Source organism: Pseudoalteromonas sp. KJ63-1 (genome assembly GCF_055808145.1).
In genome coordinates this window covers 1226794-1250869 of sequence record NZ_CM147855.1, presented here as the reverse complement: position 1 = coordinate 1250869, position 24076 = coordinate 1226794, and the positions used below count along the sequence as shown (strand labels likewise).

17 protein-coding genes and 1 pseudogene are annotated in these 24076 nt (G+C 40.5%); 14 read left to right on the top strand and 4 right to left on the bottom strand.

The features are described 5' to 3' along the window. The first annotated feature begins 146 nt into the window (after positions 1 to 146). The 9 genes and pseudogenes from aceK to AC0L7Q_RS05815 all read left to right on the top strand — a co-directional run bounded on the left by aceK (position 147) and on the right by AC0L7Q_RS05815 (position 10766). Positions 147 to 1865 (top strand): bifunctional isocitrate dehydrogenase kinase/phosphatase, encoded by a 1719-nt coding sequence (gene aceK / locus AC0L7Q_RS05855; protein ID WP_413401722.1) that lies wholly within the window; start codon positions 147 to 149, stop codon positions 1863 to 1865. Positions 1866 to 1881: 16 nt separating this feature from the next. After that, positions 1882 to 2819, top strand: a pseudogene (locus AC0L7Q_RS05850) (LysR family transcriptional regulator). A 170-nt stretch (positions 2820 to 2989) separates the two neighbouring features. Beyond that, entirely contained in the window at positions 2990 to 3433 is a 444-nt protein-coding gene (locus tag AC0L7Q_RS05845; protein WP_413401720.1) for a ferritin-like domain-containing protein, read from the top strand. A 166-nt stretch (positions 3434 to 3599) separates the two neighbouring features. Beyond that, complete coding sequence (locus tag AC0L7Q_RS05840) at positions 3600 to 6419, top strand: TonB-dependent receptor (RefSeq protein WP_409425182.1); 2820 nt, start codon at positions 3600 to 3602, stop codon at positions 6417 to 6419. 44 nt (positions 6420 to 6463) lie between these two features. After that, the gene (locus tag AC0L7Q_RS05835) at positions 6464 to 7795 is read left to right on the top strand and encodes a DUF5690 family protein (protein ID WP_409425181.1); all 1332 of its coding nucleotides are present in this window, start codon (positions 6464 to 6466) and stop codon (positions 7793 to 7795) included. Beyond that, positions 7792 to 8601, top strand: a complete 810-nt coding sequence (gene phnX, locus AC0L7Q_RS05830) for a phosphonoacetaldehyde hydrolase (RefSeq protein ID WP_409425180.1) — start codon at positions 7792 to 7794, stop codon at positions 8599 to 8601. Before AC0L7Q_RS05835 ends, phnX begins: the two co-directional genes overlap by 4 nt. Continuing rightward, entirely contained in the window at positions 8601 to 8771 is a 171-nt protein-coding gene (locus AC0L7Q_RS05825) for a hypothetical protein (protein WP_409425179.1), read from the top strand. The genes phnX and AC0L7Q_RS05825 overlap by 1 nt, the downstream gene beginning before the upstream one ends. After that, positions 8726 to 9991 carry an NAD(P)/FAD-dependent oxidoreductase gene (locus AC0L7Q_RS05820; protein WP_418157340.1) on the top strand — a complete coding sequence of 422 codons (1266 nt, stop codon included), beginning with the start codon at positions 8726 to 8728 and terminating at the stop codon, positions 9989 to 9991. Before AC0L7Q_RS05825 ends, AC0L7Q_RS05820 begins: the two co-directional genes overlap by 46 nt. An 88-nt stretch (positions 9992 to 10079) precedes the next feature. Further along, positions 10080 to 10766: a GntR family transcriptional regulator gene (locus tag AC0L7Q_RS05815; RefSeq protein WP_409425177.1), complete on the top strand. Its 687-nt coding sequence runs from the start codon at positions 10080 to 10082 to the stop codon at positions 10764 to 10766. A 53-nt stretch (positions 10767 to 10819) separates the two neighbouring features. Here the strand turns inward: AC0L7Q_RS05815 and phnW are convergent, their stop codons facing one another. From phnW to AC0L7Q_RS05795, 4 genes are all read right to left on the bottom strand, one after another. Continuing rightward, entirely contained in the window at positions 10820 to 11917 is a 1098-nt protein-coding gene (phnW, locus tag AC0L7Q_RS05810; RefSeq protein WP_409425176.1) for a 2-aminoethylphosphonate--pyruvate transaminase, read from the bottom strand. 159 nt (positions 11918 to 12076) lie between these two features. Then, positions 12077 to 15109 carry a TonB-dependent receptor plug domain-containing protein gene (locus AC0L7Q_RS05805; RefSeq protein ID WP_413401715.1) on the bottom strand — a complete coding sequence of 1011 codons (3033 nt, stop codon included), beginning with the start codon at positions 15107 to 15109 and terminating at the stop codon, positions 12077 to 12079. Between the two features lie 9 nt (positions 15110 to 15118). Next, positions 15119 to 16195 (bottom strand): FecR family protein, encoded by a 1077-nt coding sequence (locus AC0L7Q_RS05800; RefSeq protein WP_413401713.1) that lies wholly within the window; start codon positions 16193 to 16195, stop codon positions 15119 to 15121. After that, entirely contained in the window at positions 16192 to 16743 is a 552-nt protein-coding gene (locus AC0L7Q_RS05795) for an RNA polymerase sigma factor (protein ID WP_178955731.1), read from the bottom strand. The genes AC0L7Q_RS05800 and AC0L7Q_RS05795 overlap by 4 nt, the downstream gene beginning before the upstream one ends. Positions 16744 to 17030: 287 nt before the next feature. On the opposite strand from AC0L7Q_RS05795, the gene AC0L7Q_RS05790 reads away from it, so the two are divergent. The 5 genes from AC0L7Q_RS05790 (at position 17031) to AC0L7Q_RS05770 (ending at position 24058) form a co-directional block, all read left to right on the top strand. Beyond that, positions 17031 to 17633, top strand: coding sequence for a PilZ domain-containing protein (locus AC0L7Q_RS05790; RefSeq protein WP_413401711.1), 603 nt, complete (start codon positions 17031 to 17033; stop codon positions 17631 to 17633). A 120-nt stretch (positions 17634 to 17753) separates the two neighbouring features. Beyond that, on the top strand, positions 17754 to 18809 hold the full coding sequence (locus AC0L7Q_RS05785; RefSeq protein ID WP_413401709.1) for an agmatine deiminase family protein: 1056 nt from the start codon (positions 17754 to 17756) through the stop codon (positions 18807 to 18809). Continuing rightward, a complete protein-coding gene (locus AC0L7Q_RS05780) occupies positions 18806 to 19699 on the top strand; it encodes a carbon-nitrogen hydrolase (protein ID WP_413401707.1) in 894 nt (297 codons plus the stop codon). Before AC0L7Q_RS05785 ends, AC0L7Q_RS05780 begins: the two co-directional genes overlap by 4 nt. A 50-nt stretch (positions 19700 to 19749) precedes the next feature. After that, on the top strand, positions 19750 to 23265 hold the full coding sequence (gene mfd, locus AC0L7Q_RS05775) for a transcription-repair coupling factor (protein ID WP_418157339.1): 3516 nt from the start codon (positions 19750 to 19752) through the stop codon (positions 23263 to 23265). After that, a complete protein-coding gene (locus AC0L7Q_RS05770) occupies positions 23222 to 24058 on the top strand; it encodes a peptidoglycan binding protein CsiV (RefSeq protein WP_413401703.1) in 837 nt (278 codons plus the stop codon). The genes mfd and AC0L7Q_RS05770 overlap by 44 nt, the downstream gene beginning before the upstream one ends. The last annotated feature ends 18 nt before the right edge of the window (positions 24059 to 24076 follow it).

The following is a 24076-nucleotide window of genomic DNA, read 5'->3' as shown; positions in this document are numbered from 1 at the left end:
CATAAAATAACATACCCTTAACAACTATAGAGTACAAACTCTAATGCGTGTTTAGTGGTGCAATTTCCTTTGACCCGCTTTTACAAATTAAATGGTATCCACCGGCACTTTACTAAACACCCAAAGGCGTCAATTAAGGAGTACTGATGCAACCACGCCAAATTGCTGAGTTAATATTAACCGGATTTAAAAAACATTACCTGCTGTTTCAAAGAACAACAGCAAAAGCGCCTCATGCGTTTGCTAAAAGAGATTGGCAAGCAATTAATGATATTAGCCGCCTACGTATTAGTTATTACGATGATCGGGTTAACGAAACCACAAAAACCTTACGTGAACGCCAACAAACAGACCAGCTAAACGAAAGTTTATGGCTTGAAGTAAAGAAAATTTACCAGCATTTTTTATGTTTTCACCCGCAGGCTGAGCTTGCCGAAACATTTTATAACTCTGTATTTTGCCGCTTGTACCACCGCCGCTATTTTCATAACGACTTTATTTTTGTTGAAGCGACACTCAAAGATGCGCCCTCAGTGCCAGTAGAGGCTGAATATAGAAGTTACTTCCCCGTCGTGGATGGTTTAAAACCAACAATTAAACGTATTATTAACCACTTTGATTTTAAAGCCGATTTTGTCAACCTTGAGCGTGATATTCGTTTATTAGTAAAAGCGTTTTATAAGCAAGCTCCCGATACTCACCACCAGCATTGGCAAATGCGTTTTGATATATTACACACGCCGTTTTACCGCAATAAAGCCGCATATATTGTAGGGCGTGTCGTATCGCAAAGCGGCGTTCAACCTTTTATCATTGCGGTACTTCACCACGAAGATAAGGGGTTATATCTTGATGCCCTACTGACTAAGTCATCGCAAATGCGGGTTATTTTTGGCTTTGCACGAGCTTACTTTATGGTAGAAACTCACGCCCCCTCAGCGTTAGTGCGGTTTTTAAACCAACTCATGCCGAATAAAACCTTAGCCGAGCTTTACAACGCCATTGGTTTTCATAAACAAGGGAAAACTGAGTTTTACCGTGAGTTTTTGAATCATTTAACTCATTCTAATGACCAATTTACCATTGCACCTGGCACACCCGGCATGGTGATGATGGTATTTACCCTCCCCTCGTTTGGTTATGTATTTAAAGTTATTAAAGATAAATTTGGCGAAAGTAAACCATTTGGTCGTGATACGGTATTAAAACGCTATCAACTGGTTAAAAGCCACGACCGTGTAGGGCGAATGGCCGACACCATAGAGTATTCAAACGTCGTATTTCCTTTAGCGCGTTTTGATAGTAACTTGTTAGCGCAGTTGCATAAAACCATTGGATCATCAATGGTCATTGAAGGTGACTGGTTAATAATAAAACATTTATATATTGAAAGACGGATGACACCGCTGAATCTGTTTTTAGAAAATGCAGATGAAAAAAGTGCCGCCGATGCTATTGAAGAGTACGGCCAGGCGCTTAAAGAAATGATTGCCGTGAATATTTTTCCCGGCGATATGCTGTTAAAAAACTTTGGTGTAAGTAAGCACAAACGGATTATTTTTTACGATTACGACGAAGTGCAATATTTAACAGACATGAACTTTAGAGCGCTACCTAAAGCAAAAAGTTATGACGATTATTTAATGGATGAACAAAGTTACTCGGTTGCTCCCCAAGATGTATTTCCAGAGCAGCTATGTACCTTTGTTATGCCCAATCCAACATATAAACAATTTTTAACTAGCACGCACCCTGAATTACTTGATGTGAACTTTTGGAAACAAGCACAACAAAATATAAAAAATGGAAAGGTGAGTCACATTTATCCCTATCCTACAGCACAGCGTTTTATCCATTATTGGTAAACGTTAAGGACACACAATGAATATAAGTAAAATAGATTTAAATTTACTGGTTTACCTCGATACATTACTGCGTGAATGTAATGTTACTCGTGCTGCAAACCAGCTTAGTATTACTCAACCGGCAATGAGTAACGGACTTAAACGCCTACGTAACCTTTTTAACGATCCTATTTTAGTGCGCACCAGTGATGGTATGGTACCGACTGAGCGTGCTATTGAGTTACAGCCTGTGATTCGTGGAATTTTGATGACCCTTGAAGAAACGCTGGCACCTAACCGTGAGTTTGAGGCTAAACAAAGCAAGCGAGTGTTTAGGATCATGGCCAGTGATTACGCGGCCAGTACCATGGCACCGCGTTTATTAGGGAAACTACACGAAGAAGCGCCCGACACCACCTTAGATATTTTAACGCCTAGTGATGTTACCTTTCACGATGTTGAAAACGGTAAAGTTGATATGGCGATTAACCGCTTTGAAAATTTACCACAATCGTTTCACCATAAACGTATTTGGAAAGACAGCTTTTGTTGTTTAGTAAAATCAGATAACCCCATTATTGAAAACTTTAGCCTAGACAGCTATTTAAAAGCTCGCCATATTTGGGTAAGTAAAACAGGCTTTGGTGTTGGTGTGGGGATGGACCCTAAAGATGTGCAAAAGCTGGGCTGGGTTGATGAAGCACTGGCGCATTTTGGTAAACACCGAAATATTGCCACCTTTACTCGTAACTACCATGTAGCTGTTCACTTAGCCAAAGAGAAAAATTTAGTTGCGACTTTGCCCTCAAAAGCAGCCAATATTTATTTAGACGATCCTGGGCTTAAAATACTTGAGCCCCCTTTCCTATCCCACCATTTGAACTTGATATGATATGGAGCCCTTTATTACACAGAGATGCTAGTCATATTTGGTTACGCCAAAAAGTAGCTGAAGTAGCGGATGAGCTAAAATAACCTTCTTACATACCTTTATGTAAAATTTGCTTGCTAACGCTTAGTTAGCAGGCCTACCAAACTATTAAAAAATTAAAAACCATAAAATACAAAAGCTTAAAAAATAAAACCTACTTGGAATAGCGCTTGCTTAGTAATGACTGTATTTTAAATTAACAGAGGTCATTATTATGAGCACCCATCAAGGACAAGAAATAAATCATATTACCGACATTATCCAAGTAATGAATAGCGGCATCGACTTTTACCAAACAGCACAAGATAAAGTACAAGACCCCGCAATAGGTGCCCTATTTCAACGTATGATTGACGCTCGTAAAGTCAGTGTGGAGAGTTTACAACCTTACGCAATTAATCAACAAGGTGAGCGTGAAAATGGTTCATCGTTTGTTGTAGAAGCGCGCCGAGCATTTACTACTTTGATTAGTAAATTTACTAACGATAACGATCAAACCTACGTTAAAGAGCTTGAAGAAGTAGAAGATAAAACCTTAGAAGAAATTAAAGTAGCGTTGAAAAAACCTCAGTCCCATGATTGTGAAGCAGCGTTATCAAAGGTATTACTTACTATGCAGAGCTGCCATGCTGAAATGAGTAAAATGCAAAAACATTAAGTTTAATACAAAGAATAACCGCCCAGCCTTAGTGCTGGGCTTTTTGTTACCTTAAAAAAACTCCCCCCTGTCAAAAAAATTAGTTTCGTCACATGTTTGTAAAAATTCATCACTATTATTAGTTAAAACATCTGGTCTAGACCAAAATAAACTTAAGGTAAAACTAATGATGAAACGACATGCAATAGCCACTGCTATATTACTGTGTACTAGCCCGTTATTTATTGCCCAAGATGCCGTGGCCGGTAACGCTACATTTTTAGGCACTGTAGAAGATAGTAAATCACTGCTCTCTGGCGCATTAATCACAGTAGTTGGTACTGGTAAAAGTACCGTAACAAACTATCAGGGACAATTTGAGTTACCGCAGTTAAATCCTGGTAAACACCAACTCAAAGTGACTTATTTAGGCTATCAGCCTTATTTTGTTGATATTACTGTTGATGAAGGCGAAATAAAAAAGCTAAAACCAATCACTCTTTTTGCTGCAAATAATAATAACGCCATTGAAGAAATAATTGCTGTCGGCCAAATTCAGCGCGGTGAAATGGCGGCAGCCAATAACCAAAAAAATGCCAAAAGTATTAAAAATGTTATTTCTGCTGACGGTATTGGAAAACTACCTGATAGAAATGCAGCTGAAGCTGTACAGCGTATACCTGGAGTATCGATTGAACGTGACCAAGGTGAAGGTCGTTTTGTTGCTGTGCGCGGTCTACCGGCACAGTGGAGCTCTGCGAGTATCAACGGCGATCGTTTACCAACGGCAGAAGAAGAAACCACCAGTCGAGCAACAGCTTTTGACTTTTTTCCTAGTGAATTAATTGAATTTGTCGAAGTGTCTAAAGCGCTAACCCCTGACCTTGAAGGTGACGCCATTGGTGGTAATGTTAATTTTATCACTAAAAAAGCGCCCGATGACTTTGTGTTTAATACTAATTTTGCAATTGGTCAAAATGAGCTTGCCGATGGCACTAATTATTCAGCAAACTTACTTTACGGCGACCGCTTACTAGACGACAAGTTAGGTTTTTTGATCAATGCGACTGCGTGGCAACGCGACTGGGCCACTGATAACTATGAGCCGCGCCGTGGCAATGATGGTTTAGGCATTTATCGCTTAGAGTTACGAGATTATATCGGCACGCGCGAAACTTATGGGCTTAATGGTTCCGTTGAGTATCAACTTGAACAAGGCACAATTAGCGCCACAGCCATGTATGGGACTTTAATTGATGACGAAACACATTATAAGCACCGTATGCGCTTTGATAAGAATCGCGCTGAAGTACAACATATCCGCAATGAATTAATTACCGAAATGACTGGGCTTGAGCTGGAGGCTGAGCATTATTTTGGTTATGACAAAACCCTGAGTTGGAAGTTATCAAGTTACGAAAATGAATTTCGTTATGGCAATACCCCAAATGGCGGAGACAACAGTTATTTTGTCGTCAGATTTGACCAAAAACAGGTTGGCTTTCAAGGACTAGAAGATAGGGGCACAGGCAAAAATTACGCTTATAATACGATTGATGGTGGCAACGATCCATGGAATGCAATCAGTAACCATTTACCTAGTGATTTTTCGTTCGATCCTGCTAATACTAATCTTTCATGGGTAGAGTTATATAAAATATTCGTTAATGAAAAAGATAAAATTGTCGCGAGTGCCGATTTCGAATGGCAAGTCGATGCAAACTTAACTGTAAAAATAGGTGCCAAATACCGTGATAAAGAACGTGTCGCGCGCTTTAGCGATGAATTTTACGCGTGGGATGAAGCAAACTATGGCGCTGCGCCAAGCTTAAGTGACTTTACTTTGGCAGATCAGCCAGGCCGCAATGATTTTTTAAATGAATTAGCTATTGATTACCAACAGCAATTTTCGCAAGTTGTTGATACCGGCGATCTAGCGCAGTTTTGGAATACCAATAAAGAAAAATTTGTACTTGATAAAAGTGAATCTGCCTTAATTGAAAATGGCGGTGCGTTAGGACGTAACTTTGATGTTAACGAACAGCATACCTCACTATATGGTATGGCAACCTATACAATTAATAACGACTGGGAAATACTAGGTGGTTTGCGTCTAACTCAAACCGATACTGAAGTGAATGGTTATACATACCTGGCTGATGAAGATAGAGTTACACCAAGTCATGCTAAAAATGATTACATATCGGTGTTACCTGCATTACATGTTACTTATCACAGCGGCGAGCAAACCAATTACCGCTTAGCATTAACCCGCTCGTTCTCACGTCCTGACTTTGGCTCTTTAACACCAGGCGCAACCTACTTAGAAGCTGATAACGAACTTATTACCGGTAACCCCGAACTCGAGCCCACCTACTCAAATAATGTTGATTTGATGGTTGAGCATTTCTTTGAACGTGTTGGTTTAGTCTCTGCAGGCCTGTTTTACAAGGACATTAGCGACCCAATTTTTCAAAGTAGCTCAATTGGTCAGTTTAATGATAACAGTGGTGTAAATATTGTACGCCCAGAAAATGGCGACAGCGCATGGCTTGCAGGTATTGAGATGGCCTTTAATCGCGATTTGGGCTTCATCAATCCGACCCTAGATAGCTTTGGAGTAATGGTGAATGCGACCTTTATGGACTCACAAATGAATATTCCAGATCGTGGCGATAAAGTAGCGATTCCACGTCAAGCCGATAACCTCTATAACTTTACCTTATATTACGATGACAGCTTCTTTGCCGCGCGGGTTGCCCTAAATTATAAAGGCGAGTACATCGAAGAGCATGGCAGTGATCGGCAATCGGATAGCTATTATGGCGAAAATGTTAGCGTTGATTTTACTACGTCATACCAGCTTAACGAAAATGCATTAGTTTATCTTGAATTAAATAACTTAACCAACGAACCGCTTAAATACTATTTGGGGGATGAAAATCGCCCGTTGCAAGTTGAGTATTATGGTGTTCGCGGCATGGTCGGTATTAATTATCAATTTTAATCTATTGTATTACGCGGGGCGAAAGCCTCGCGAAGGATAACCCTATGTTTACGCAACCAAAGTGGCTACATCGTGCACACGGTGTTGGGTTTGTTCTATTTGCAGCAAGCGCTGCATTTATGACTTACTTTTGTATGTATGCATTTCGTAAACCCTTTACAGCTAACAGCTATACAGAGTTTGACGATCCAAGTTGGCAAATTAGCTTTAAAATAGCACTCATTCTGGCACAAGTATTTGGCTACTTATGCGCCAAATTTATTGGTGTTAAGGTCATTGCAGAAATGCGGCACCAACAACGGGGTCTTGCCATCATTGGCATGATTACAGCAGCTGAATTATCGCTAATTTTATTTGCCGTTACCCCTGTTGGAGTCAACGTAGTATGGCTATTTTTTAATGGTTTATCGTTGGGAATGATTTGGGGTATTGTATTTAGTTTCTTAGAAGGCAGACGAACTTCTGAGATACTCGGTGCCATTCTCAGTGTCACCTTTATCTTAGCGTCAGGTTTAGTGCGCAGTGTCGGTAAATGGCTGATAGACAATCTCAATATTCCGGAGCTGTGGATGCCTGCCGCAACCGGAGCGTTATTTTTACCCTTGTTGTTACTTAGTGTTAAGTGTTTAACCTTGTTACCCAATCCAACACCAGAGGATCAGCAGGCGCGTCAACAACGCTTACCTATGAATAGTAGAGCCCGTTGGCAGTTTTTCAAACAATACTGGTTTGGTATTAGCTGTTTAATTCTGAGTTTCTTATTATTTACTGGCTTTCGTGACTTTCGCGATAACTTTGCCGCAGAAATTTGGCAAGCACTGGGATATGGCCAAGAGCCAGCTATATTCGCCTATGCAGGTATACGTATGGCATTCATAGTCTTGATTGCACTTGGTGCAATGGTGTTAGTAAAAAATAATAAAACCGCTTTTTATGTAAACCACGGATTCATTTTGTTTGGTGCCTGCTTGTTCGTAGGCAGTACTGTTGCGTTTGAAAGCCAATTACTAAACGCTAAGGCATGGATGGTGCTGCTTGGAGCTGGCCTTTATATTAGTTACATCCCTTACAATTGCTTCTTATTTGACCGTATGATTTCTGCTGTTGGCTCAACCGCCAATGCCGGGTTTTTAATTTACTTAGCAGACTCTGCTGGCTATTTGGGCTCGGTGAGTATCTTACTCTATCGCACCTTTGTGATGCCTGAGATTAGTTGGCTTAACTTTTTTATAAACGCCTGTTACTGGGTCGGCTGTATCGCTGCATTCTTGGTGTTGTGCTCACTAAGCTACTTTGTAATGCGCTTATCCCCTTTCAAACAAGTTCGCAGGTTACACCCTGTATCTACACCTACATATATAAGAGAAGAAATATGAAACATTTAGAAGCACTCATTTTAGACTGGGCCGGCACAGTTGTAGACCATGGCTCTGTAGCGCCAACCACTATTTTTGTGGAGGCATTTAAAGCCGCGTTTGATTTTGATATTACGCTGGCGCAAGCGCGTATTCCGATGGGCATGGGAAAATGGGACCATATTGCAACCCTAGGTAAATTACCGGAAATTGAATCTCGTTGGCAGGCACAATTTGGCTGCTCAATGACTAATGAGCAAATAGATCATATTTACAATACCTTTATGCCATTACAAAAAGCTAAAGTCGCAGATCGTGCTATGCCTATTGCTGGCGTATTACCCGTAATAGCGCGTTTAAAAGAGCAAGGTATTAAAATTGGCAGCTGTTCAGGCTATCCTCGCCAAGTGATGGACGTGCTTGAAGTGGCAGCCGCTGAATATGGTTACAAACCCGATCATAGCGTTGGTAGTGATGAACTAACGGCTGGCTCTCGCCCAGGGCCATGGATGGCGCTTGAAAACGTGAATGCATTAGGCATTAAAGGTGTTGCTAACTGTGTAAAAGTTGACGATTCAGCACCTGGCATCGCTGAAGGGTTAAATGCAGGAATGTGGACTGTTGGTGTTGCCCTAAGTGGTAATGCAGTTGGTTTAACCGAACAAGAATGGGCAGCGTGCTCAAACGATGAACAAGCCGTTTTAACCCATCAAGCATACCAGCATTTATATCAAGCAGGCGCTCATTTCGTGATTGACTCTTTAGCTGATATCGAACCTGTTTTAATGCAAATTGAAGCGAGACTCGCTCGAGGAGAGCGTCCTTAATGAATTATCAACCTTTTTGGTTTGATAACGCCATAAAAGAGGAGGATGCCGATAGATTTCCTCCTCAACTTCCTGAAAATCATCACACCGATATTTGTATTATCGGTGGGGGGTTTACAGGACTTTGGACCGCCATTCAAATCAAGCAACAGCAGCCTCAAAAAAAGTGACTATTATTGAACAAGGGTTGTGTGGTCAGGGCGCATCGGGCCGTAATGGCGGTGCGATGTTAACATGGTCGACTAAATTACCCAGTCTGATTAAATTAGTAGGATTAGAAAACGCCCTTTTTTTAGTACAACAATCTGAGCAAACCGTCCATGATATTAAGCGTTTTACGCTAACTTATTCTATTGATTGTGATTGTCGAATTGATGGATGCTTTTATACAGCCTCCAACACGAGTCAAATTGGGCGATTAAGTAACGCGCTTGATTATTTAGATAAATTTAAAGTTAATTCGTGGCATTCTTGTGACACTCAACAATTACAACAAACCGGTTCAAAGCAAAACCTCACTGCTCATTTTTCTGCCCATGGTGGCAGTGTACAACCAGCGAAGCTTGTCAGAGGATTAAAGCGAGTCGCGCAACAGCTTGGAGTGACAATAATAGAGCAATGTGAATATATGCAACACTTTGGCGATCAACAAATAACCGTACATACAAATCAGGGGAACCTATTATCCAATACAGTTATTTTTGCAGTTAATGCGTGGCTACCTAGTTTGCATAAAGTATTTTCTCGCTCTGTTGTATTAGTTTCTAGTGATATGGTCATCACTAAGCCAATCCCAGAAGTTTTAGAGCAACTAAATTTAAATCACGGCAGTGCTATTATTGACTCTCGTCTGTTTGTTAATTACTACCGGACCACCAGTGACGGGCGGTTAATGTTAGGTAAAGGAGGAAACTTTTTTAGTTATTGTAATAAGGTACATCCAAAGTTTGATTTGCCGAGCAGCTATCATGATATTTTAAAATCATCGCTCAATTATTTCTTTGAAAGGCATCACTTACCCATAGAACGAACGTGGACGGGCGCTTCCGATCGCAGTGTTTCCGGCTTTCCGTTCTTTGGTCAGCTTAACAATCAAAAAAATGTATTTTACGCAGGTGGCTACTCTGGCAATGGCATTGTACAATCTTATTTGGGTGCAAAAATTCTCTGTGCAATGGTACTCAATAATGATCCTAAGTGGCAAAACTGTGGCTTAGTTAATCAATCACTAAATCAGTTTCCTATTGAACCTATCCGAACAGCAGGTGCATATTTAGTACGTAATGCAATAAGACGTAAAGAGGCCGCAGAAGATAGTAATGCAGCGGTTCGCAGTATTGATAATTTTTTGGCTAAATTAAGTGGCAATGCTGCTAAAGTCGATTCATAAACTAGCTGAATATAATGCTCACCATAAACAATATAAGTCACATTATACTCAGCTAAGCTATTATATTTTTAGGATAAATAATCAAACGATGCTTTTATATCAAGAGATCCGTAATTATATTCATGCACTACTAAAAACCGACGCGATTGCAGCGGGTCATAAGTTGCCTTCAGAGCGAGAATTACAACAAAAGTTTAGTTCTACCCGAATTACTGTACGCGAAGCACTTCTGAGGTTGGAAGCTGAAGGCCTAATATTCAGTCAAAAACGTAAAGGATGGTTTGTCACCCCAAAAAGATTAAAGTGGCACCCTGCTACTAAAGTCAATTTTTATGAACTGGCAAAACAACAAGGATTTGTTGCACAAACGATACTCGTGAGTGTGCAGCAGCAGGCAAAGCATGAAATTTGCCAAGCGTTAGATGCCCAAACGCTTTATCATCTTCAACGTATACGAAGTCTAGATAATCGCGCCGTAATGTTTGAGCATATTTATTGTGATGCTAAACGCTTTGCTGATTTTCACTTACACCCCTTAGATACCTCTATCACCGATATTATGGCAAAACAGTACGCAACGAATATCGTTAAAGAGCAAAGCATAATAAATGTCACGGTATTACCTGATGAAGTGAGTCATCTACTTGAAAAAAATAGCGGTACACCCTGCTTACACGTTATTAGAAAGCGATTTGATGAGCATGGTTTGTTAGTTGATTATAACATTGAGTACTGGTTGCATAATGCCATTGAAATGGTGGTTGATGGCCAATAAAAAAGCGGTGTTTAACGAAAATTAAGCACCGCTTGCACGGGTGAAAATTAGCTTTAAGCTTTCCAATATTGGTTTTTTGCCACAGCATCAAGCAAACGCTGTATATCGGCCTCATCTACTTCACCAATATTACCTATGCGAAAGCAATCGGCGTTAGAAACTTTACCAGGGTAAATAACAAAACCTTCTTGCTTTAACGCACTATAAAAAGATTTAAAATCATAATGCTCTTCGCTAGGCGATAAGAATGAGGTAATGATGGGGGAATGGACTTCCTCATTCAGTAAAGGTACAAACCCTAACGCTTTCATACCGGCTACCAAGGTCTTTTGGTTTTGCGAGTAACGCTTAAAGCGCTCTGCTATTCCTCCTTCCTCATCTAACTCTTGCAGGGCTTGATAAAATGCACGCACAACATGAGTTGGCGAGGTAAAACGCCATTTACCATGGTGTTGCTCCATACATAACCATTGCTGATATAAATCCAATGACAAGGAGCGTGCAATGCCTTCACTTTGCTCAATAATACTCTGCTTACACACCACAAAGCCAAAGCCAGGGACACCTTGAATGCATTTATTTGCAGAGCTGATCATTACATCTATATGCCACTGTGCAAGGTCGAACTCAATACCGCCAAAACTGCTCATAGCATCAACAATAAATACCTTTTGATACTGTTTAGCTAGTGAGCCAACCTCTTCAATAGGATTGAGTATACCTGTGGTCGTTTCACAATGGACCATTGCAATGTGAGTAATACCTGAATTATTTTTTAAAACAGTATCAATCTCATCAAGGTTTGGCAGTGCCGTTTCTGTATAATTTAAAACATGACAGTCAATTGCTAAATAGTCGGCAATTTCAGCAATACGCTTCCCGTATGCCCCATTATTGATAACAAGTAACTTACCCGTTTTTGGAATAAGACTGCCAAGCGCTGACTCTACACTGGCAGTGCCACTGCCTTGCATTAATACACTAGTATAATTAGGTTGTGATGTCGCAAGCGATACTAATTTATTGCGTATTGTTTGCACTATGTCGCGATTATAATCATCATCCCAAGTACACCAGTCTTTAAGCATCGCCTGCTTAACAGTATTAGAGGTCGTTAATGGGCCGGGCGTTAGTAGCAAATAATTGTTCATAATTTATTTCACTCAATCTGGTCTAGTCCAGTTATTATTAAAGATTTCATAAATTAAAAACAGTGAAGTTTTTATGACACTATAAACACTGTAACCATAAAAACGATAAAAGGGCCTTACGGCCCTTTGGTTGTTAAATAACAATAGGAGAGTTATTTATTAAAAGCGGTACTCTGCTCCTACGTAGTAGTATGCACCGTTGAAGCCAAATGGCGCTGAACGACGTGAGTATTTAAATACTCCATCACTGCTGACAATAGTGTTACCTTGATCATCAACGATTGTGCCTGAACGTGAGTTACCTATGGTGTTTTCATCCGGGTAAACATCAAATACGTTATTTGCGCCAATATTTACCGATAAGTCATCAGTCACAAAGTAGTTTACTTTAATATCCGTTAAAATTTCAGCACCATAAGTCTGGCGGCCGCCATCTTCCACTGTGTATTCACCAAAGCGATTAAGCGATAGGTTTACGGTCCAGTCGTCGCGACGATAAAGTGCACTTAAGTTAATTCGATCTTCTGGTTGCCATTCTTCAATAATAGAAATTTCTTGATCAGAAAACACATCATCAACTGGCACTGTTTCAAGACCAGAACCTGCTGGTGTAAATAACGACACGACATCGGTTTCTGTAAAGTTAGCCGCTAAAGTAAAATCAAGCGTGCCGCCAAGGCCTTCTGTATTCCATGTAGCCACAAAGTCGATACCTTGTGTCTCAGTGTCAGCGCCATTTAAGAAAAACTGCCCTGCACCCGCACCTGAACTTAATAGCGCAGCATCAAGACTGCTTGATAAGCCTTTACCTAAGCGATTACTAATTACAATACGGTCGTCAATATCGATTGAGTAGTAATCTAAGGTTACATTAATATTATCACTTACGTTATAAACGATACCTAAACTGCGGTTTTGAGATTTCTCTTCTGTGAGCTTAGGAATACCTAAACTTTGGGCAAGGGTTGAATCGTTTCTAAAGGTCCCCACTTCTTCAGCAACTAAATTGCCATTAGGGCCTACAACAAACTGTGTGCTGATGTTGTTAAAATACAACTGTTGCATTGAAGGTGCTCTAAAGCCTGAGCTTAGCGCACCACGAAGTGAAATATCATCAGTTACTGACCAGTTACCGGCTAGTTTAAAGTTAACTGTATCGCCAAACCCTTTGTAATTGTCGTAACGTAACGCCCCTGAAATAATCACATCTTCAATAACGTAAGCTTCAGCATCTAAGTAAAATGAGATCACATCACGCGACTCATCAACCGAAGATGCTGGCGATGAACCACCAAAGCCTTGTGTGCCACCGGATGCGTTTTCGCTGCCAATACCACCGCTTAGTCCATCGTAAATATTAACACCATTGTTGGTATCGTAATCACGATATGCATATTCACTACCCTCTAAAATTCGGTACTCATCGGTACGAATTTCAGCACCCATTGCTAACGAGTAGTCATCAAAGTTTTGAGTAAAATCAAGATTGATCGTTTGCAGTGATAGCTCCATGCCATAAGCGTAACCTTGACGTGGAATCGTGGCGCGAATATCTGCTGCACTTAGGCCTTGATCATAACGTAAAAAATTCGCGTAAGAGCCGTTAATAGTATCGCTGGTCGTGTAGTCAATACTGTTTTCACCATAGGTGTACGATAAATCTAAGCTTGAGTCGTTATCAAATTCAGTTTTATAACCAAAGTTATAGGAAATATCATCAATCGTGGTATTTATTTTAGGTAAGAAGCCAGCAGGGATAGTTGCATCGCCATCTTGAAGTACCGGATTACCACCTGCATTGGCATTATGACGGAAAAATGCCGCTGATTCGTTATCACGAGTTGAATAGGTAATAAAACCGTATAGTTCACCCGCTCCTAATTCGTAGCCGGTGTTAACTGTTAAACCAAATTGTTGTGAATCAGCGTCACCAATTCTGAATGTATCACGTGGTGCGGTTAATTCGCGTGGATCACCTGCAAGCAAGGTGCCATCAGAAAGTTCAGTACAGCCATAGAACTGGCATGAGCCATGAAGGCCCGCACGGTTAGTTGGCGCACGATCACGGTAGTTGATGGTTGTATTTAAATAACCGTTATCACCTAAAGCAAAGCCTTTATTAAAGTCGATATTAACGGTTTCGCCATCGCCTTCTGAATACTCACCGTAGTTAACGGCCGCTTTACCACCTTCGCTGCCATCTTTTAGCACGATATTAATAACACCGGCAATTGCATCCGAACCATATTGAGCCGCAGCGCCATCGCGCAGTACTTCAATACGTTTTATGGCTGAGGCTGGAATCGCATTCATGTCAGTACCCGCAGTACCACGGCCAACAGAAGTATTAATATGAATAATACTTGCTTGGTGACGACGCTTGCCATTGATCAATACCAATGTTTGATCAGGGCCAAGGCCACGTAATGTTGCAGGTCTTAATGCATCAGTACCATCACTAATAGATGAACTTGAAAAGTTAAAAGAAGGTGCGATAGCTTGAAGCATACGGCCAACTTCAGTTTGACCGGTATTTTCGAGTGCTTCTGCACTTAAAATATCAACGGGGACAGGTAAGTCTTCAACAGAGCGCCCAGCGACACGGCTACCTACAATAGCTATTTTTTCGATGTTTTTTTCTGCGCTTTGTTCAGCGGCATTTATTCCTTGTGAATTAACTGCAAGTAAAGCAGGTAATACGGCAGCACTAACTCCTGAAAGCTTCATCATGTTGTTATTCTTCCTATTGATTTGTTTGAGTTTAATACTCAGTAAACCATTTTGATCAACAACCGCATCGAGCTCAGTCTCAGCTAACAATGCGTTTAACGCATCGAGTTGAGAATAAAATCCATATAACGAATTTGCCTGGTACTGTTTAGCAAGTTCGTACGAAAAAACCACTGTTTGTTCAGTTTGCTTGGCAAATTCAATTAAGGCTTTGTCTGCTCGTTGCGCTTTTATATCAAACTGCATCATTTGCCCTTGGATTTGATTCGCATGCACACTGATACTAAAAAACAGCGGTGCAACGAGTCCCAACGGGGTTAAATAACACATATGGTTACTGCGCAACTTATATAAACAGTTAGCAAACAAAAATCCTCTATAGGTTTTTATCATTTTTTTAATCTTTAAATTACTTTTTACACCCTTATGAGTAACATTGATTAACAATGGCGTGATTTTCATTACCATTACCTATGATTTTTTTTGATATTTTAAACTAACAACATGCTCGCCTAAACGCTCATGTTCAATTGAAAAGTTATTTTGTAAGCTCTCTAAAAGCCCTGCAACATCACCCGCTTTAAAGACGCCTGCCACTTTAATGCGGGCTAATTCATCAGATGATAATTCAAACCGCGTGGCGGTATAACGGCTAACCTCGTTTAAGGCATCAACTAACTTTTCGCCATTAAATATCAACATGCCATTTTGCCAAGCTAAATCACGTTGTACATCATCAACCGATAACTGTGTGATTGGTTTGGTAACGCTTTGTTCAATAATGGCTTTTTCACCAGAAATCACAATGTTGGCATTGATTTGGCGAATATCTTGGTTGCTGTTATCAGCTTGTTGATACGCTTTAAAATCGTCAGCATTAACAGCAACACTAGGGTCGGTGATCATTACTTTACCTTCAGTAACTACCAATTCAAGATCAGATGAGGTATTGCGCTGCACGTTGAATACTGTACCAAGCGCGGTAAAGCTTTTATCGCCAGCCATAACACTAAACGGGCGTGATGCATCTTTAGCTACATTAAAACGCCCTTCTCCACGACTTAGTAATAACTGTCTGCGTCCTTGGCTATAAGCGACTTCTAGTGAACTATTGGTATTAAGTTGAACTATGGTGCCATCTGGTAAAACATAGGTTGCTTGCTCGCCAACCTTTGTTTTATAAATTTTTGTGTAATTTACTTTAGCGAGATCTTGGTTAAAGTTGCTCTGCATGTTTAGCAAAAAGTAGCTACACATCATTAAGGCTGCAACGATACTTGCTGCAATACCGTATACATAAGCAGGCTTGGTTTGAATACCAGCTGAGTGTTTATTAGGAAACAATACGCTGAGTTCATTAAGCACACTTAAGTCATCCCACAGTTGTGCTAATTCATATATTGCATTTTGATGAGCGGTGCTTTGTAGCATCCACAGTTTAAATTGCTCTTGCTCTTGTATATTTAAGCCACGATCAATCGCGCTTATCCATTGCGATGCTTTTTCTAAGATTAACTCTTTTGATGTAAATTGATGGATGTTACTCATTTTACAGCCCTCACTATGCTCGCACTTTGTTGGCAATTCTCATCGTGCGCTTCGTCGCGCATATATAGCATGGTGTTTAATAATCCTTTAGCAATATGCTTTTCTACCGTACTTTGACTTAGCTGCATTTGCTGTGCGATCTCTTTTTGGCTCATCCCATATACTTTTTTTAATATAAAACATTTTCTTACTACGGGGCTTAGTTGTTCAGTAGCACGACAAAATAATAAAAAACGTTCTTTGGAGGTGTATTCATCTTCTAATTGCATTGATTTAAGCAATTTAGGAAGTTCAGTTTCGTGATTTAAAGGAGTACTAAATTTATTATCCCATTTTGCTATATGATTTAGGGCGAGATGTTTAGCTGTTTTCAACATATAACTGCGGGTGTATTGAATATCTTGTTTTAGCTCTGCTTCATAACTTTTAACAAAGGTTTCTTGAACAATATCATCAACATCGTCAGGTAACACAATTTTAGACACAAAGCGCCGCAGTTGCGTGGATATATCTGAGAATGTACTGGCTAATTTAATTCCTCGAGCCACGTGGGTAGTCCCTTGTTATTATTATTACGGTAAGATTACGAGTTTTATGGTTAATTACAAGGCATTTTGTTAATTATTGGTTATTTATTAGTTGCGAATATACGCACTCAGTATAAATGTATTAATATTTATTATGTTCTTAATCATTATAGCTGTATAAAAAGTAGCACCCCTAGCGTTTTTATAGTGAAGCCAAACCCTTATTTAGCTTAATTTTTATTGGGTTGCTGTGTAGTAATTTAATAACCGCAACGCTACTATTAACGGATAGAGGCTAGGAGTTAAAAATGAATAATCAAAAATTAGCTGATTTTGAGCTTTACTTTCAAATTGAAGAAAGCAATCGGGTCAATCTATTTGCTGTAGATGACGCGGTGGTACCAAAAAGTTTGGCTGAACTAGACGCAGATATTCCGCCTTTATTTAAACTTGCTAACGAAGTCAGTAGTCTAGATCAAAGCGCTTTAGGTCCTTTGCGTAATTTAGGAGATATAGCTCAAGAACTGACGACGTTTTTACAAGCCCAGTCGCGTAAAATAGATTTGATCATGAGCCATATTTTAGCTTCTGAACAACCTGAAGATAACTCAATTTATTGCGATAGTTATGGCGGCGGTGGAATTAAGTTTACCAGTGAACATTTGTACACATTAGGTCAGAAATTTCGTACCAAACTGTTTTTACAGCATGAAGCCTCTGCAGTGTATTGTTATAGCGAAGTTGTTGCTATAGAAAAACAAGACGATGAGCATTACCAGTATACCCTGCTGTTTGTATCAATAAGAGACAGCGATCAAGAGTTGGTTGTTAGAGCCAGTTTACATGCGCAAACACGCCAACTTAAAAAGCGTCAACAACTTGAAAAAGCGAAAGAGAGTTCAAACGAGTAACACGAGTGGTTATTTACCTGTTTAAATCGCTTTAAATTGTAATTCAAACTTTTATTTAAAAGTGACTTAGCTGTAATTGAACTGCTAAACTAGCCCCATCTTTATTTGTATTAAAAATCCATGAACTTTAGACTTTTACCTGAATGGGCCGAGCAAGATGCTGTTATGCTTACATGGCCCCATAAAAATACCGATTGGGCTGATAATTTAGCACGTGTTGAACCCGTTTATATTGAACTTGCAAAACATATTACCGCGCAACAAGCCTTAGTGATTGTTGCTCATGATGAGGCATTAAAAACCCACATTTGCTCATTACTAAATGACGCTGGTATTGAACAGGCTCGTGTATATTTTGTTGTTACTCCTACTAACGACACATGGGCGCGTGACCATGGCCCGCTTACGTGTAGCGCTATAGAAAAGCCAGATCAATTAAAAGTCTACGACTTTATCTTTAATGGCTGGGGTAATAAGTTTGAAAGCGCCCTTGATAATCAAATAAACCACACATTAGTTAAACAGCTAAGCAATACAAACAACCAGTATCAAGCCCCTGATATGGTGCTTGAAGGCGGTGGTATTGAAATTAATGAACACGGTGTATTGCTAACAACCAGTGAATGTTTACTGAATAAAAATCGTAACCCTGATTTAAGCCCAAGTGACATAGAAGTACTATTAAAAGCGCACTTAGGCACTACTGATTTTTTATGGGTTGATCATGGTTATTTAGCCGGTGACGACACCGATAGCCACATTGATACGCTAGTGCGGTTTGCGCCTAAAAACACCCTTGTGTATGTAAAATGTGACGATAAAAGCGATGAGCATTTTAGCGCGCTAGATGCCATGGAGAAACAACTACAAAGCTTTAAAACTGCTGATAACACCCCATATAAGCTAATTGAGTTACCGTGGCCAAAAGCCGTGTATGACGATGAAAATACGCGCCTACCCGCCACCTATGCAAATTACTTAATTATAAATAACGTAGTATTAGTGCCTATTTATAACGATGTAAACGACCAACGTGCTTTAACACAAGTTCAAAAAGCATACCCTGAGCACACAATTATTGGTGTAAATTGTTTACCTATTATTGAGCAATTTGGCAGTCTTCACTGCATTACAATGCAATTACCTCGTGGATTTTTAGCTGGAGCAGCACAATGACAAGCCCTGCACATTTATCAGTTGCCTTAGTGCAACAAAGCAACAGTGACAACGCTGAACATAATATTGAAAAGTCAATTGCGGGCATTCGCGATGCAGCTAATAAAGGCGCGCAACTTGTTGTATTACAAGAGTTACACCGCAGTTTATATTTTTGCCAAACTGAAGACGTTGATGTATTTGATTTAGCAGAAACAATACCAGGGCCAAGTAGTAATATTTTAGGTGAACTCGCCAAAGAGCTCGGTATTGTTATTGTGGCGTCTTTATTTGAGAAACGTGCTACGGGCCTTTACCACAATACCGCCGTGGTACTTGAAAAAGACGGCAGCATTGCAGGTAAATACCGTAAAATGCATATTCCAGACGACCCTGGGTTTTATGAAAAGTTTTACTTTACCCCTGGAGACTTAGGCTTTGAGCCTATTCAAACCTCTGTAGGTAAACTAGGTGTACTGGTGTGTTGGGATCAATGGTTTCCTGAAGCCGCGCGCTTAATGGCAATGGCCGGTGCTGAGCTTTTAATTTACCCAACGGCCATTGGCTGGGATCCACGCGACGATAAAGACGAGCAAACCCGCCAAAAAGATGCTTGGGTTATTTCACAGCGAGCGCATGCGGTTGCTAATGGCGTTCCGGTGATTAGTTGTAATCGAGTTGGTCATGAAAGCGATCCGAGCGGTCAAAGTGACGGTATTCAATTTTGGGGCAACTCGTTTATTGCAGGCCCTCAAGGCGAGATATTGGCAGAGGCTGATAACCAAAATGAACAAATATTAATGGTAAAACTTGATCAAAAACGCAGCGAGAACGTAAGACGTATCTGGCCGTATCTGCGCGACCGTAGAATTGATCATTATCAAGATTTAACAAAAATTTACCGTGACTAAATAATAATGTGGCTCTTACTCGTTAAGAGCCTAATTTAATGGAGTAATTAATGGCGTTTGAGCAATGGGCAGCCTTGCCTTGGGTAAAATCTCAAAAAGATAAGATTCAATGGGGCGAACTTTTAGGCAGTGGCTTAAGCATTGCTATTGCACAAGGTGTAAAACAGCAAGATAACTTGGTGTTAATTGTTACCCCTGATACACCAAGTGCACTGCGCCTTGAAACAGAATTAGAGTACTTGCTGCCTGATAACCCAGTAATGGTTTTTCCAGATTGGGAAACATTGCCTTATGATCACTTCTCTCCCCACCAAGATATTATTTCAGCACGTTTAGCAACACTCAACACACTGAAAAAAGAGCAACAAAGCGTGCTCATTGTGCCGGTATCAACCTTGATGCTGCGCACTGCCCCAGCATCATTTATATACGGCTCGACGCTGAATTTTAAAGTAGGCGACAGATTAGATACTCATGCCCTGCGGGACAATTTAGAGCAAGCAGGTTACTTACATGTGCAACAAGTCATGGAGCATGGCGAGTACGCTATACGCGGCTCAATTGTTGATTTATACCCCATGGGGAGTAAGCATCCATTTAGACTCGACTTTTTTGATGATGAGCTTGATACCATCCGTTTATTTGATGTGGAAACTCAGCGCTCAGACGAAAAAGTAGAAAAAATTGAGCTACTACCTGCTCATGAGTTTCCTACTAACGAATCAGATATTGAACGTTTCAGAATAAGCTATCGTGAAAAATTTGGCGCAAGTGCTGAGCAAGACTCAGTCTACATGCAGGTCAGCAAAGGCAATTGGCCAGCAGGTATAGAGTATTACATGCCGCTGTTTTTTGAAGGCTTAGCAACCATATTCGACTACTTACCTGACTCAACAACCGTCATGCAGTTAGGGGATTTAGAGCATGCAGCGGATAACTTTTGGCACGATGTTAATGTGCGTTATGAGAACCGCCGTGTAGATCCTCTGCGTCCACTATTACCGCCCGATGAATTATATCAGCCAATTAATGAGCTGTTTTCCAATTTAGGCAATTATGGCCGCATTCGCCTATCGCAAGCAAAGCTAGGCACCAAAGCAGGTAATAAAAATCTCGCAGTTAATGAATTGCCCAATGTACGCATCGATCATAAACAACATCAGCCCTACGATGCATTTATAAGCTATGTGGCAGAACAAAAAAAGAAAAAAGGCCGAGTTGTCATCAGTGTTGAGTCGGACGGTCGACGCGAATCATTACTGAGTATATTAAAACCTAGCGGCTTAAAATTTAAAGAATTTGATAGTTTTGAGCAGTTTACCAACAGCAGTAATGACGTTGGTTTAATTGTCAGTCCGCTTGAGCAAAGTGTGGTGCTTAGCACTAAACCAAGTTTGAGCATTATTACCGAGCAAGAATTGCTTGGGATCAAAGTATCACAACGCAGACGTCGTAAGCACAAGTATGAAGCAAGCCAAGACGCGTTAATTCGTAACTTAGCAGAGCTTAAAGAAGGTCAACCGGTTGTGCACCTTGACCATGGTGTGGGCCGTTATCAAGGGCTGCAAACGATTGATGCCGCCGGTGTGGTGACTGAATTTGTAACTATTACTTATGCAGGTGAAGCAAAGCTTTATGTGCCGGTATCGGCACTTCATATGCTTAGTCGTTACTCAGGCGGTGAAGAGGCCAGTGCGCCACTGCATAAGCTCGGCTCTGATGCCTGGGATAAAGCGAAAAAGCGCGCCGCTGAAAAAGTCCGTGATGTGGCTGCTGAGTTACTCGATATTTATGCACAACGCCAAGCTAAGCCTGGTAATAAGTTTACGCTTGATGGCCAAGCTTATCGCCAATTTAGCGATAGCTTCCCGTTTGAAGAAACGGATGACCAGCGTAACGCCATTGAAGCGGTACTTGGCGACATGCAGTCAAAACAGGCTATGGATCGTTTAGTATGTGGTGATGTGGGTTTTGGTAAAACCGAAGTGGCTATGCGGGCAGCCTTTGTAGCGGTTAACGATAATAAGCAGGTGGCTATTTTAGTTCCTACCACCCTACTTGCTCAACAACACTACGATAACTTTAAAGATCGCTTTGCTGATTTTCCAATTGAAGTGGGTGTGCTATCGCGTTTTAATTCGAGCAAAGAGCAAAAAGAAACCCTTGAAAGAATGAGTGATGGCAAGCTAGATGTGGTTATTGGCACTCATAAATTGATTCAACAAGATATCAACTTTAAAGATTTAGGTCTGTTAATTGTTGATGAAGAGCACCGATTTGGGGTTCGTCAAAAAGAAAAAATTAAAGCCCTAAGAGCTGATGTTGACATACTTACCCTAACCGCAACCCCCATTCCGCGTACATTAAATATGGCGATGAGTGGTATGCGTGATTTATCAATTATTGCCACTCCACCGGCTAAACGTTTAGCGGTTAAAACCTTTGTACGCCAGCGCGACGAAGAGCTTATTCGCGAAGCGGTACTACGTGAAATTAAACGTGGCGGCCAAGTATACTTTTTACATAACAACGTAGAAACCATTGAACGTGTCGCTCAAGAAATTAGCGAATGGGTGCCTGAGGCAACAGTAACTTCTGCACATGGTCAAATGCGAGAGCAAGAGCTAGAGCAAATAATGACCGATTTTTATCATCAAAAATACAATGTCCTTGTGTGTACCACGATTATTGAAACCGGTATTGATGTGCCCACAGCAAACACCATAATTATGGATAGAGCCGATAAACTCGGTCTTGCTCAGCTACACCAATTGCGCGGACGTGTAGGTAGAAGCCATCACCAAGCCTATGCTTATTTACTTACCGGTAACCCTAAGGCACTCTCTAAAGATGCGAAAAAACGTTTAGATGCGATTGCCTCACTGGAAGATTTAGGTGCAGGCTTTGCCTTAGCAACTCATGATTTAGAAATTCGTGGTGCGGGTGAGCTATTAGGTGATGATCAATCAGGGCAAATGCAAACCATTGGCTTTAATTTATACATGGAAATGCTTGAGCAGGCCGTTAACGCACTTAAAAATGGTCAAGAGCCAACCCTTGAAAATCTATTACAAAAACAAACAGAAGTAGACTTAAAGTTACCTGCCTTGTTACCTGATGATTATATTCATGATGTTAACGCGCGTTTAGGTATGTACAAGCGAGTAGCAAGTTGTGCTAACCTTGCTGATATCGATGAGCTGCAGGTAGAATTAATAGACCGCTTTGGTTTATTACCCGATGCAGCTAAAAACTTATTTAGTTTACAACAACTAAAGATGCAAGCGAGTAATCTAGGCATAACCAAAATAGAGGCTAACCCGAAAGGGGGCTACTTTGAGTTTAGTCAAAATACTAAGGTTAATCCTAGCTTCATTATTGGTTTGATACAAAGTGCGCCACATATTTATAAGATGGATGGCGCAAATAAATTACGCTTTGCCATTAGCGAGGCGAATGCCCGTGAACGCTTAAAAATGATCACTGCTATGATTGCAGATTTCGAAAAAAGGTTAGCCATTAATGTTGCTGAAAAAATCGCTGGTTGTTTTATGCTGCTTGTTTAGTAGTACTGCATTTGCAGAGCGTTGGTTTGAAGTAGAAGTGTTGATATTTAAACAACCCTTTGCCCCATACCTACAAGAAGACTTTAGCTTAAAGCACGACGCCATTGAAGATAAAAACACCTTAGATTTACTAAGCCCTGTTTATAAAAACCAAGCAATGGACGCATGTATAAACGGCGATCCGCGTTTTCAAAAGCGTACCTTTGCTGACACTCTAGTCAACTCAAACCCTCAGTCAGCAGCGTGTAACGACAGCATTGATTATGTCAAGAGTTACGATGTACTGCCAGTGATCCCTCAAGCACCTGCACAAGAGACGATGGAGCAAACATACCTGTTAGCCCCTGAGCAGTTGCAGTTTGAATCACAACGTCAAGCCCTAGACCGTAAAGGGCTAACTCCTTTATTACATACTGGGTGGCGATTTGAAGGTGCGAGCAAATCACGTTCGCCTAGCATTCACTTGTTTGCAGGCAGCCAATTAAAAAACAATATGAACACCACGATTAGCTACGCAGATTCTGATTTTATTAGCTTAATAAATACGCCTGAGCCACTGTTTGACGAAGTTCAGTCTCCAGAAATGAAATGGGAATTAGATGGACTATTCAAAATACATTTGCGCCATTATTTATTTATTAATGCACACTTTGATATAAATGAAAGACGTAACAATGGCGATCTAGAGTCAGCCCGCTTTTCACAGTTTAGGCGAGTGTTCAGTGAAGACATTCATTACTTTGATCACCCTCGTATGGGGATGATTGTACAAATTCGAAAATTTAATCATTAACAATACTCATTTCAAAGG

Excerpts from the sequence above, each read along its gene's own strand:
- AC0L7Q_RS05790 (WP_413401711.1), top strand. The coding sequence starts at position 17,031 with ATGAATAATCAAAAATTAGCTGATTTTGAGCTTTACTTTCAAATTGAA.
- AC0L7Q_RS05825 (WP_409425179.1), top strand. The coding sequence starts at position 8,601 with ATGAATTATCAACCTTTTTGGTTTGATAACGCCATAAAAGAGGAGGAT.
- AC0L7Q_RS05845 (WP_413401720.1), top strand. The coding sequence starts at position 2,990 with ATGAGCACCCATCAAGGACAAGAAATAAATCATATTACCGACATTATC.
- AC0L7Q_RS05780 (WP_413401707.1), top strand. The coding sequence starts at position 18,806 with ATGACAAGCCCTGCACATTTATCAGTTGCCTTAGTGCAACAAAGCAAC.
- aceK (WP_413401722.1), top strand. The coding sequence starts at position 147 with ATGCAACCACGCCAAATTGCTGAGTTAATATTAACCGGATTTAAAAAA.
- AC0L7Q_RS05805 (WP_413401715.1), bottom strand. The coding sequence starts at position 15,109 with ATGAAAATCACGCCATTGTTAATCAATGTTACTCATAAGGGTGTAAAA.
- AC0L7Q_RS05835 (WP_409425181.1), top strand. The coding sequence starts at position 6,464 with ATGTTTACGCAACCAAAGTGGCTACATCGTGCACACGGTGTTGGGTTT.
- AC0L7Q_RS05840 (WP_409425182.1), top strand. The coding sequence starts at position 3,600 with ATGATGAAACGACATGCAATAGCCACTGCTATATTACTGTGTACTAGC.
- phnX (WP_409425180.1), top strand. The coding sequence starts at position 7,792 with ATGAAACATTTAGAAGCACTCATTTTAGACTGGGCCGGCACAGTTGTA.
- AC0L7Q_RS05815 (WP_409425177.1), top strand. The coding sequence starts at position 10,080 with ATGCTTTTATATCAAGAGATCCGTAATTATATTCATGCACTACTAAAA.
- phnW (WP_409425176.1), bottom strand. The coding sequence starts at position 11,917 with ATGAACAATTATTTGCTACTAACGCCCGGCCCATTAACGACCTCTAAT.
- AC0L7Q_RS05770 (WP_413401703.1), top strand. The coding sequence starts at position 23,222 with ATGTTGCTGAAAAAATCGCTGGTTGTTTTATGCTGCTTGTTTAGTAGT.
- AC0L7Q_RS05800 (WP_413401713.1), bottom strand. The coding sequence starts at position 16,195 with ATGAGTAACATCCATCAATTTACATCAAAAGAGTTAATCTTAGAAAAA.
- AC0L7Q_RS05785 (WP_413401709.1), top strand. The coding sequence starts at position 17,754 with ATGAACTTTAGACTTTTACCTGAATGGGCCGAGCAAGATGCTGTTATG.
- mfd (WP_418157339.1), top strand. The coding sequence starts at position 19,750 with ATGGCGTTTGAGCAATGGGCAGCCTTGCCTTGGGTAAAATCTCAAAAA.